Genomic DNA, 12,132 nt, shown 5'->3' with positions numbered 1-12,132 from the left:
CCCGACGGTCAGCGGCTTGACGATTCCATTCTAGGAGGAAAACGCATGCAAGTCATCGGTGTCGATATTGCTTGTGACAGTTTTGTGGCCTTTCATCCCCAAGACCAAACCCCCCAGAGCTTCGAGAACACCCCCAAAGGCTTTCCGTGCTTCCAGCGTTGGATCCGCAAGACCCTCCCTGAGGTCACGGAGACGCAAGTGCAAGTGGTGATGGAAGCCACCGGAATTTACTGGCACAAACTGGCAGACTTCCTGCACCGGCAAGGCTTTCGGATCAGTGTGGTCAATCCTGCCCAAGTGAAATTCTTCGCCCGCACCCAGCTCAAACGCAGCAAAACCGACCAAGTGGATGCCAAATTGATTCAGCACTACGGCGAATTGATCAAGCCTCCCGTGTGGCAACCAGCCCCTGAAGTCCTCCAGACCTTGCAGAGCACCTTGAAAGTGCTCGATGAAATCAAAGCCTTGCAGCGCATGGAAAACAATCGCCTGCATGCTCTGGTCAGGCATGTCGAGGACACCGAGGTGTTGCAAAAACTCGCCCAGGAGCGTCTGGAGCTGCTGGACAAACAACGTCAGACTCTGGAAGCCAGAGTTGTGCAGTTGCTGAAAACAGATCTCCTGAAAGACACGGTGGAGCGTCTGGTGTCCGTGCCAGGAATTGGCATGTTAACGGCGGCTTTGCTGATTGCTGAAACCACCCTCTTTCAAGGGTTGCACTCGGGTCGGGCGATTGGGGCGTATGCGGGTCTGTCTCCGGCCCTCAGGCAATCCGGGAAGAGTTCGCCGAGGGCGCACCTGTCGAAAATGGGGAATTCCCGTTTGAGGGTGGCTGCGTTCATGGCGGCTCAGGGGGCGACCCATTCGCACAGTCCTCTGGGGGTGTATTTTCGGCGGTTGGTGGCGGGGGGGAAGCCGTACAAAGTGGCGTTGTGTGCTTTGGCGAGGAAACTGTTGTGCATTGCTTTGGCGGTGTTTCGGAGTGGGATGAAGTATGACCCGGCGGTGCATATGCAAGAAAAACCTGTAGCACACGCTTAATGGATCAGGGGTGGTGCCACTGGGCCTGAAGGGTGGAGGCTTAGGGGCTGATGATGGTTTGGAAGCCCCCCCTTGATTTCCCGCCAAGAACACGTTATCTGAGAGCTGATCGCTGAACGCTTTTTCAAGTGACATGCCAAAAGTCAGACTTTGCGTTTACCCTAGAAATCCACAATCCAACACAGATCGATGGAAGCCTCTGCAGTATCCTTGGGAAACATTGCTTTTGGCAGAGAATGCTGGCCCTGCTGCCAGAGCACCCCGAAGATCTTGCAGACCCATGCTCTGGGTCCCACCAGAAGCCCTGAGAGGTGAAAGCTGTGCACGAACCTTCCCTGTCCGAAGTCCTGCATTCCCCATCCCCGCACCTGCCAGAGGGTGACCTGCAACAGCAGTTGCAGGACCTGCTGAACACCGTGCGGCAGCATTTTGGCATGAATGTGGCTTTCATTTCACGCTTTGAAAATGGACGGCGCATTTTTGAACAGGTCAGCAGCGATGGGCCTTCACAGGTGCAGGTGGGAAACGGTGATCCTCTGGAGGAAACCTACTGCCAGAGGGTGGTCATGGGCGATTTGCCCGGCGTCATTCCCAACACCGCTGATTTCGAGGTGGCCCGGAACCTGCCCATCACCCGCACCCTGAACATTGGGGCTTACCTGAGCGCACCCATCCAGTTGCCGGATGGACAGGTGTATGGCACGTTCTGTTGCCTGAGCCATCAACCTGAAAACAACCTCAACCAGAGGGATTTGCAGGTCTTGAGGGCTTTTGCAGAGGTGGCAGGCCAGCACATTGAAAAACACCATCGGCAGGCACAGGAACGACAGGACAAAATCCGGCGGATCCAGCAGGTTTTCACGGGTGACCTCCTGAGCATGGTGTATCAACCTTTTGTGGAAGTGACCACAGGCAAACTGGTGGGTATAGAGGTGCTCTCGCGGTTTGCTTCAGAACCTTACCTCACCCCTGACATTTGGTTTGCGGAAGCACATCAGGTGAACCTCGGGGTGGAATTGGAAGCCTTTGCCATCCGAAAAGCCCTGATGGAACTTCTTGACCTGCCCGGTTCCTTTCAGATGGCCTTCAATGTTTCACCGCAAATGCTGCTCAGTCCGCAACTGGAAGGGGTTTTGCAGGGCCATCCTCTGGACCGCATCACCCTTGAACTTTCTGAACGGGCTCCTGTTCAAGACTACAGTGTGCTGCTGGAGCGTTTGAAATTCTGGCGTTCACAGGGACTCAGGTTTGCCATTGATGATGCTGGAGCAGACCACGCCAGCATGCGCCACCTTCTGCACTTGCATCCGGACACCCTGAAGATTGACATGTCCCTCACCAGAGGCATTGATGTGCATCCCGGACGGCGTTCCCTGACCACCGCTCTGGTGGCTTTTGCTTCAGAAATTGGCAGCACTCTGGTTGCAGAAGGTGTGGAAACCAGAGGAGAGCTGCACACCTTCATGCAACTCAGGGTGCAGCAGGCGCAGGGACATCTGCTGCATCGGCCTCTACCTGTTGCAGATTTGGGCGAAATGCTGAAAGATCAGGGGGCCTGCTGAAAACATGCTTTCAAAATGCACAATTATGAAGAGACCTTGAAAAAACTTCTTCTGCGCTCATGGTGTTTTGTGCACTAAACTGAAAACATGGATACGGCCCACGAAGTGTCTGCTGCCCTGCCCACTTGCCGAATTCTGGTGGTGGACGATGAACCCGCCAACGTCACCCTGATGCGCAGGCTCCTGACCCAGAGTGGATATGCCCCTCCTCTGGAAGTGCAGGATTCCAGATGGGCTGTGCAAACCATTGAAAATGAAAAACCCGATTTGATCCTGTTGGACCTGATGATGCCACACGTCAGTGGACTGGACATTCTGAAAAGCCTTCCAGAGGTGTTCCAGAAAGTGGGTTTCATTCCGGTCATTGTGCTGACCGCAGACATGGCTTCCCAGACCCGGCATGAGGCCCTTGCTCTGGGGGCCAGCGATTTCATCACCAAACCGATTGACCGCACCGAAACCCTGTTGCGCATCAAAAACATCTTGCAACTGCATCAATTTCGCAAAACCCTGCAAAACCAGAATCAGGTGCTGGAGGAGGAGGTGCAGTCCCGCACCCGCCAGTTGCAGGAAGCCTACCAGCAAATTGTGGAACGCAACCGCGAACTGAAGCAGGCACAGGAGGAAATCGTGATCCGCCTTGCCCGATGTGGCGAGTACCGCGACGATCAGACTGGAGAGCACACCCACCGTGTCGGTCACATGGCCGCCCGCATTGGCAGCGAAATGGGCATGCCTTCAGAGCAGGTCAACCAGTTGCAGGAAGCGGCTTTGTTGCATGACATCGGCAAGGTGGGCATCAGTGACCTGATCCTCCTGAAGCCTGGGCGCCTCACCCCAGAGGAATTTCAACTGATGAAACAGCACTCGGTGATTGGGGCCAGAATTCTGGAGTCCAGTCAAACCGCCCTGTTGCAAATGGCCGAACGGATTGCCCTGTCGCACCACGAGCGCTGGGATGGGACAGGCTATCCGCAGGGTCTGTCCGGTGCAAACATTCCTCTGGAAGCCCGGATTGTCTCGGTGTGTGATGTGTACGATGCCCTGACCAGTGATCGACCTTACAAGAAGGCCTGGACGCACGAAGATGCCTTGCAGGAAATCCATTCCCAGAGTGGAAAAATGTTTGATCCTGCAGTGGTGGAGGCTTTCCTGCGCCTGTATGGGACCCCGTTGGACCCCCATGAAGGCTGAACCTGCCTTCTCTGTGAAAAGCATTCAGAACACCCTGCGCAGACTCTGGCAGGGCTTTGGACTGTTGCTGCTGATGGCTTTTGTGCCCACCCTTTTTTTGCTGTTGCTGGATGTGTACCGCCAGCAACAGTTGCAACAGGAGAACTGGCTTCTGTCCACCCGCACGGTGTCTGCCGTGGTGGCTTCCAGGGTGCACGAGCTGGCAGAAAACCTGAACGATCAGGTGCAGGTGCAAGACCGCCAGCAACCCCTCTTTGGCCGATGTGATGTGCCGTTCTTCATGAATGGCAGCATCCAGCACTGGGGTTACCAGAGCCCTTATGCCTCTTTGCGCTGTGGTCGCAATGCCGACACAGACCCTGTACCGCCCTTGAACGTGAAAGTGGATCTCGACCATGAAGCCATTCTGGTGTCTGATGCAAATGCAAAAACGGTCCGACTTGTGGTGGCTGTGCCCGTTCGGGGCGGTTTGCTCTGGGCTGAAATGAACCCCAGAAAACTGGTTCAGGATTTGCCTGCCCGAACCGAGGCTCTGAGCATACAGGTGCAAGGCCAGAACAGCAAACTGGATTTGCTGGGAAAAGCAGGAACCCTCTATGCATCATCTGCTTTTGACGATGCACTGGAGTTCAAGGCGTCCATTGATGTGCAGCAAGTGACCGCCTTTCAGCGGGGGATTGTGGAGAGTTACCTCAAACGCACCCTCGGTTGGGTTGGGGTGTTGTTGATGGTGGTGCTGTTTTCCTTGCGCATGCGGGAACGTTACATTTCCCAGCCCCTTTTGAAGTTGCTGGATGCCACCCGCCAGACCGCCGATGGTCAAGGCACCAGCGAATGGCCCGAGGAAGGTTTGCTGGCAGACCTCTCAGGTGCAGTCAAACACATGGCCGAACGCCTGAAAGACCGCACCAGAGAAGTCACCGCCCAGCAGAAGCGTTACCATGACCTGATCAACCTTGCACAGGATGCAGTGGTGGTGCTGGATGAGCAGGGCACCATTGTGCTGGCCAACCGTGTGGCACACCAGATGTTCGGTCATCCTGAGGGATCTCTGGTGGACCAGAGTTCCGCTGTTCTGTTGCCAGAGGGACAGCGCAGCATGTTTCAGACTTCGCTGTTGCTGCATCGTGAGGATGAATCGTTCAACCGCACCACCGAAGCGGTGGGTTTGCGTCAGGATGGCACCGAGTTTCCAATGGAAATGTCTGTAGGAAGCAGTGTGCAACCGGATGGTCGGGTGATTTCGGTGATCATTCGGGACATCACCCAGCGCAAACGCACCCAGCAAGAGCAGCAGATGGTGTTTCAGTTGGCACAGGACCTCGGGAGCACCAGTGACCCGCAAACGGCCATGCAAATGGTGCTCGGGCAGATCTGTGAGATGTACGGATGGATGCTGGGAGAAGTGTGGGAACTGCGCATGGATGGCAAATTGCACCTCGCCACCTCCCATGCCCGTTACCCTGAGGTGTTCAAAGGTTTCATTCAACAGTCTCAGGTCCTGCAATTTCGTTTGGGTGAAGGCTTGCCGGGTCGGGCATTGATGGATGGGCAAGTCCAGTGGATTTCCAACGTGACCGAAGCGTCTTTCTATCGACGCAGAGAAATTGCTTTGCAGCACGGGCTGCATGCCGCTCTGGCGGTTCCGGTGGTGGGTGAACACCTGCAACTGGTGCTGGTCTGGTACCACCCGAGGGTTCTGGAGCAGGACGAGCAACTGGTCCAGCTCACCCGCACGGTGGTGATGCAGCTTCGCAACGTCCTCAACCGGATCCAGAGCGAAGCGGCTTTGCGCACCGCAAATGAGCGCTACCGTCAGGCTGTAGAACAGGCCCCCAATCCGGTGCTGACCGTCAACAGCGAAGGTGACATCCAGCACTGGAACCAGACTTTTGCCCAGATGCTTTTGCGGGAAGACTACTCGGGCATGAATGTGATGGACCTCTCTGCAGATCCTCTGCCCGGCAAAAAGGTGCTGGAGGGGATTCGAACGGTTTATGCAGGAGGTGCTGTACAGGATCTGGAAGTCTACTTCCCCGAGGGAGGCAGGCATTTCCTGCTGGACATGTATCCCCTCTACGATGAACAAGGCCAGATCACCCAGTGCGTGGTCACAGGCACCGACATCACCGAGCGCCTGATGATGGAACAGGAACGTGAGCAGCGCAGGGTTGCTGAAGCGGCCTCGCAAGCCAAATCTGCCTTCCTGTCTCGCATGAGTCACGAACTGCGCACCCCACTCAACGCCGTGATTGGCTTCAGTGAACTCTTGCTTTATGAACCTCTGGATCCAGAGCAGAAAAACGACGTGCGTGAAATCCACAAGGCCGGGAAACACCTGCTGTCTCTGGTGAACGACCTCTTGGATCTCTCTGCTGTGGAGGCCGGCAAAGTGCAGGTGCATAAAGTCCGTGTTCCAGTCCGACTGCTTCTGGATGACTTGCGCATGATGTTTCAGGAATTGGCAACCCGGTATCAACGTTCCCTGCACCTGCCAGAGGTGCCAGAAGACCTGCACGTTCAAGGAGATCCGCAGCGCATCCGTCAGGTGCTGATCAATCTGGTGTCCAATGCCTGCAAGTACGGACGCACAAGTGTAGAGGTGCAGGTGGAGGTTCTGGAAGATCGGGTGTTCATCCATGTCAAAGACGATGGAGAGGGGCTTTCTGCACAACAGCAAAAGCAATTGTTTGTGCCCTTTGAACGGCTGGAACAGCACGAGAAAGTGGAGGGCACCGGTCTGGGATTGGTGATCTCCCACCAGTACATGACCCTGATGGGTGGAGATTTGACCGTCCAGAGCATACAAGGTGAAGGCAGTGTGTTCAGCATGGTTTTTGGCATCTCGGGTTGAATTTGGCCTGATTCGGAAACACAAGGGTTTTGAAAGGCCCGTGTTTCTGAGGTTAAAATGTAGACGCTTACATTTTTGGAATCTAAAATGTATAATCCAAGACAGGCTTTTCCTGATTTGCTTTCAAAAGCACTTCAGCGTGACCCACTGCTGTTTTTCTCAAATCAAACAGGTCTTGAAAAGCTTGTTACGTAATCAGGTATCACAAGAACAATGTTCAGCAAAATGAAAATGCGAATTTCAGATTTTTTCAGGGCTTGCATTTACCGTTAAAGAAAGCTCAACCCAATTCAAACCGCCAGCCCTGAACCTCAAGGCTCAAATTCCGGCTGGCCGAAGGAGAACCATGAAAAAATGGACTTCTGTCTCTGGCTTGATGCTGCTTGCCCTGACCGCTTGCAGCACCTCCACCCCCACCCCCTCCCAGAGCATCACGGCAATGGCCCACTCGGGAGGAGGGGCAGACATCGGAGACGGTAAAATTTTCCGTTTGCAAGCCGTTCACAGTGGGAAATGTTTGGATGTTGCTGGCATCAGCCAGAGCAACGATGCCAACATCCACCAGTGGGATTGCGTGAACAACAACCCCAACTACAATCAGGATTTCAAACTCAAACGGGTCAATGCCGGAGGGGTGTATTACCAACTGGTGCCCCAGCACTCCCAGAAGTGCGCCGATGTGGTCGGATTCAGTCAGGAAAATGGTGGCCGGGTGGCCCAGTGGGACTGCCACAGCAACCCCGACGATCCCAACCTGCGCAACCAGCTGTTTGCCCTCTGGACCCTCGGGAACGACACCTACCATCTGGTGGCCAAACACAGCGACAAGTGCCTCGACATCGCTGGCATCAGCCAGAACAACGGTGCACAGCTCACCCAATGGTCCTGCACACAAGGCGACAACCAGAAGTTCCGCCTGATTCCCACCTCCCACAGTGGCGGAGGAGACACCCCCGGCCCATCCAAGGAATATTGCGATCCTTTCGCCACCATTCAGGTCGGCCCTTACAAATACGTGAACAACACCTGGGGCAGCGACAAGACCAATGGTCGCTACTGGAAACAGTGCCTGCAAGAACGCACCGTGAATGGACAGAAGCAGTACGGCTGGAACTGGAACTGGCCCGGCTACGAACCCACCGTGTACGCCTACCCCGAGATCATCTTCGGCTGGAAACCCTGGGACACCGCCCAGAGCACCGACGCCCGTTTCCCCATGAAAGTGGACGGCATGCCCAACGTGATCCTCAACTATGACGTGGAAGGCAGTCGCACCGGATACTACGACTTTGCCCCCGAGATCTGGCTCACCCGCTCTGGTGGGGCTGGAAACGCCCGTCCCGGCGACATTGCCACCGAAATCATGGTCTGGTTGGACTACAACAGCGGTGCAAACCCCGCAGGCTCCAGAGTCGCCGGAACCACCATCGATGGGGTCTACTACGACATCTACAAAGCCTACATGACCACCAATGGAGCAGCATGGGATTACATCACCTACAAAGGCCCTGCCGGACGCAATCAGGCCAGCCTCAACTTCAAGAAATTCATTGAAGATTCTGTGAACAGAGGGTATGCCAACCGCAACCACTACCTCACGGGCATCGAGTTCGGCGATGAGTCCTCTGGTGGAACCGGAAACATCTGGATCAAGAATTTCACTGTGACCGTGCAGTAAAAAGCATGACTGTGCAGTAAAAGATGGGAAAAAGAGGGGCCATCTGCAAAGGTGGCCCTTTTCCTTGCCTTACACTGGGCACCATGAATCCTCAGGACTTGCTTGGCCAGAGTTTCTTTGCTGCTCTGGAGGCCGCTTCACCAGAGTGGCTTCTGGAACCTGTGCTGCAAAAGACCACACCGCCTGATTTTGTGCTCTCATTGGGCAAAGCGGCCCTGCCCATGATGCAAGCCGTTCTGAAGGCTTTTCCAGAGGCACCTGGTCTGGTGGTGGCCCCCAAAGGCACCCCCAAAGCCGTATTGCCAGAGCACATTCAGCTTGTGCTGGCGGGCCATCCCACCCCTGACGAACAGAGCGTGCAGGCTGCCCATCTGGCTCTGGATCACTTCTCCAGATGGCAAGCACACCACAGGATCCTGATGCTGGTCTCTGGCGGAGGCAGTGCCTTGTTTTGTGCCCCCTGGGGGGTCACTTTGCAGGAAAAACAGCAGGTGGCCCAACACCTGATGCGTGCTGGGGCCAGCATTCAGGAACTCAACACTGTTCGCAAGCACCTGTCTCTGGTCAAAGGGGGAAGATTGGCTGCTGCCACCAGAGCCCAAATCGAGGGCTTCCTGATCTCCGATGTGGTTGGAGATGACCCTTCGGTGATCGCCAGTGGTCCTGCTGTGCCAGATGCCTCCACTTTTCAGGACGCTCTGGATGTGCTGAACACATATCGGATAGAGGCCCCTGCGGTGGTCCGTCATCTGCAAGCAGGCATCCGGGGTGAGCTTCCAGAGACCCCCAAAACCCTTTCCAACACACAGAACAACATCATCGGCTCCAACCGGTTGTTGCTGGAAGCTGCCCGAGATTTTCTAGAGCGGCAAGGCTGCAAAGTCCTGATTCTCTCCGACCAGTTCACCGGAGAAGCCCGCGACCTCGCCCAGTTGCACGCCCAGAAAATCCGCGAAATCCGGGCATCCAGATCAGGTCCAATGGTGCTGCTTTCTGGCGGAGAGACCACCGTGACCGTGACTGGACAGGGCAGAGGAGGGCGCAATCAGGAATTTGCCCTCTGGCTCTTGCAAGAACTGAAATCAGAAGGGGTGCATGCTCTGGTGGCTGGATCAGATGGCATCGATGGCAGCAGTCTGGCAGCAGGGGCTTTCTTGACCCCGGGCAGTTGGGAAAAAGCCCAGAGGCTGGGTCTGGAACCTCTGGCATTTTTGCAGAACAACGATTCAGATGGTTTCTTTTCCAGAATGCAGGATCAACTGGTGACAGGACCAACTGGGCACAATTTGAATGATTTCAGGGCACTCTGGGTGGAATAAACCAGAGCCTCCCCAAATTCAGGGAGGCCCTCGCAAGGAAGAAGGTAGGTGAAGAATTTCAGGTTTGGGTCTTGCTCACTTGGCGTCAGGCACTTTGATTTTGCCAGCAACGATGGCTTTGCGCTGCGTGTCCAGCAAAGACAGGTCCTGTTTGCTGACCAGAGCGGTGTTGAATTCGTCGATGGCCACGTCCACCCCATTTTCTTTGAGGCCGTAACTGCGGGCTCCGCCTTTGAAGGTGTTGTTCTGCACGCTCTGGATCACGCTGTACACGGCGTTGTCCACCCGTTTGAGCATGCTGGTCAGGCCGTGGTTCAGGGTTTTGGGGTTGTTGTCGGTGTCCCCGAGATAATTCTGGTTGGAGTCCACGCCGATGAAGAACATCGGACGGCTGTCTCCTGCACATTTGGATGTGTAGCTTTCAGATTTGGGGACGTTTTTGAACAGGTCGTTCTTGAAGGTGACCCCTTTGGGAAGCTGGTTTTTCTTGATGCACTGGGTGCTTTTCACAAAGTCAATCAGGCCGTTTCCAGAGGCCCCTGCAGCAGCGAAGATGATGTCTGCCCCTCTGGATTTCATGGTGGTGGCAATTTCTTTGGCTTTGGCCGGGTCATTCCAGGCCTGTGAGGTGTTGCCCACAAACTGGCTGATCACTTTGACTTTGGGATTGGCCGCTTTGGCTCCGGCGGTGTATCCGACCAGAAAGTTTTGCACGATGGTCACGTCCATGCCGCCAATGAATCCCAGCACGCCGGTGGAGCTCTTTTTGGCAGCAAGGTACCCTGCAAGGTAAGAGCCTTCGTTTTCTCGGAAGGTCAGGCTGGCCACGTTTTTGGCATCTGAAACGGCGTCCACCAGAGCGAATGCCTGATCGCCGTAAGCTTTGGCATTGCGTGTGATGGCCCCTTCGTTGGCGAAGCCCACCCCGAGCACCAGATCAAAGCCGTTGCTGGCGAAAGCCTGAATGCCCTGTCCGACCTGGCTGGGGTCTGCAGGTTCGAAGTCTTTGACCATCACTTTGAAGTCTTTGGCGGCCCGCATGGCTCCGGTGTAGGCGGACTGGTTGAAGGATTTGTCGTTTTTGCCGCCCGAGTCAAACGCAATGCCCACAGTGAGTTGTTGGGCATGGCCTGCAGAAAGCAGGGTGGTCAGGGCCAGCAGGGAAAACAGGGAGGTTTTTCGCATGGGGTTACTCCTTCAAGGAGGATGCCTTCACTTTGCAATGTGAGGGCATCAGGTCTTTCGAAAGAGGGGCATCTTTCAAAAGACAAGGGTTTTGATGCTGTTTTCGGAAAAGAGTGAAGTCAGCACCTTTTTCCGAAAACAGATTGTATTGATCTGACCTGATTTTTGAAATCTCAGGGCAGAAAGGAGGAGGCGAATGCTGCATGTGAATGCAGCACGCGCCAAAAGATGGTCCTGCGTATGGTCTGATTATAGTCATACGTATGACTAAAGTGCAAGTGCCTTTAAAAGTCGAGATAAGTCAACCGAAACGTTCATGCTGGGATGCCATCTCATAAAGCCGTCAGCGTTCAGCCGTCAGTTGTCAGCACAAAGACCACCCATACCTTGAAGTTCAAGGCACAGGGTAGATGCAAAGTCGCTGTTCGGGCGATGCAAACACAAAGAGCCATCAGCCCTCAGCCATCAGCCAGAAGGAAAGTCTTCTTCCAGTCGGTTGAGCTTGCCAAACCTGATGGGGCTTGGCCTTTTGGTCTTGCCGCTGTCGAAAGCAAAAGCTTCTGGATCCGCTTTTCACTGAGCGCTGATGGCTGACGGCTGAACGCTTTCTCAAGTGATCTGCCAAACTTCAGACTTTGCGTTTACCTTGGTTCAAGGCAGCAGTTTCCACCACCTCGGGGTACCAGAGGTGTAAGCCTGATAGGTCTGCCCGTGCAGTTTCAGCAGGTGTTCTTCTTCCAGACGCACCTGAATTTGCATCAGGACCTCGCCAAGCACGACTGCCAGCAGCACGGCCAGATGGGGTTGGCACAGCCAGAAACCCAGCAAAGCAAGCCGCATCCCCAGAAAAATCGGATTGCGGGACCTCTGGTAAATGCCGTGCTGAATGAGGTCAGTGGGGGTGTGCTGGTCAATCCCTATTCGCCATGATTTCCCGAGGTCCCTCTGGGAAACCAGCACCAGCAGCCATCCTGACAGCATCACCAGAAGACCCAGAGCTGCCAAGGGTCCACTTTGCACAGGCTGAAAAAACCCATAAACCAACCATCCCAAAATCCACAAGACCAGCAGTTTGAAGGTGTTGCCCACATATCCGTAGGTGGAGTCATCGGAGGGCAGCACCAGAGGGTTCACCCCATGCCGTTTGAAATTGATGGATGAACGCCAGACAAAAGTACTCAGAAAAAACAACAGCCAGAAACCCATCAGAAAAGTGTGCATGGTTCACCTCTTAAGAAGAGTATATATGAACATATATTCATACATCAAATCCACATCAACAGGGAAAGTGTAAAGCCT

General features: G+C 54.7%; 8 protein-coding genes. 6 read left to right on the top strand and 2 right to left on the bottom strand.

All coding sequences use genetic code 11. The features are described from left to right. From Q371_RS12475 to Q371_RS12450, 6 genes are all read left to right on the top strand, one after another. A partial coding sequence (locus Q371_RS12475; protein WP_211253839.1) for an IS110 family RNA-guided transposase occupies positions 1–1,041 on the top strand: 1,041 nt, incomplete at its 5' end. 320 nt (positions 1,042–1,361) lie between these two features. Next, positions 1,362–2,603 (top strand): sensor domain-containing phosphodiesterase, encoded by a 1,242-nt coding sequence (locus Q371_RS12470; RefSeq protein ID WP_169743839.1) that lies wholly within the window; start codon positions 1,362–1,364, stop codon positions 2,601–2,603. Positions 2,604–2,690: 87 nt separating this feature from the next. After that, positions 2,691–3,797 carry an HD domain-containing phosphohydrolase gene (locus Q371_RS12465; protein ID WP_051964221.1) on the top strand — a complete coding sequence of 369 codons (1,107 nt, stop codon included), beginning with the start codon at positions 2,691–2,693 and terminating at the stop codon, positions 3,795–3,797. Beyond that, positions 3,787–6,651 carry a sensor histidine kinase gene (locus Q371_RS12460; protein WP_169743838.1) on the top strand — a complete coding sequence of 955 codons (2,865 nt, stop codon included), beginning with the start codon at positions 3,787–3,789 and terminating at the stop codon, positions 6,649–6,651. The genes Q371_RS12465 and Q371_RS12460 overlap by 11 nt, the downstream gene beginning before the upstream one ends. A gap of 346 nt (positions 6,652–6,997) precedes the next feature. Continuing rightward, positions 6,998–8,329 (top strand): RICIN domain-containing protein, encoded by a 1,332-nt coding sequence (locus tag Q371_RS25735; RefSeq protein WP_051964211.1) that lies wholly within the window; start codon positions 6,998–7,000, stop codon positions 8,327–8,329. An 83-nt stretch (positions 8,330–8,412) separates the two neighbouring features. Then, the gene (locus tag Q371_RS12450; protein WP_034341099.1) at positions 8,413–9,648 is read left to right on the top strand and encodes a glycerate kinase type-2 family protein; all 1,236 of its coding nucleotides are present in this window, start codon (positions 8,413–8,415) and stop codon (positions 9,646–9,648) included. Between the two features lie 75 nt (positions 9,649–9,723). Here Q371_RS12450 and Q371_RS12445 read toward each other — a convergent pair whose 3' ends face one another. Continuing rightward, complete coding sequence (locus Q371_RS12445; RefSeq protein ID WP_034341021.1) at positions 9,724–10,833, bottom strand: BMP family lipoprotein; 1,110 nt, start codon at positions 10,831–10,833, stop codon at positions 9,724–9,726. Positions 10,834–11,484: 651 nt separating this feature from the next. Further along, positions 11,485–12,054, bottom strand: a complete 570-nt coding sequence (locus tag Q371_RS25730) for a methyltransferase family protein (RefSeq protein ID WP_051964209.1) — start codon at positions 12,052–12,054, stop codon at positions 11,485–11,487. Between the last annotated feature and the right edge of the window lie 78 nt (positions 12,055–12,132).

This window comes from Deinococcus misasensis DSM 22328 (assembly GCF_000745915.1).
GTDB classification, from domain to species: domain Bacteria; phylum Deinococcota; class Deinococci; order Deinococcales; family Deinococcaceae; genus Deinococcus_C; species Deinococcus_C misasensis.
Note: the sequence above shows the minus strand (reverse complement) of the source record. Positions and strands in the feature narration are given on the sequence as shown.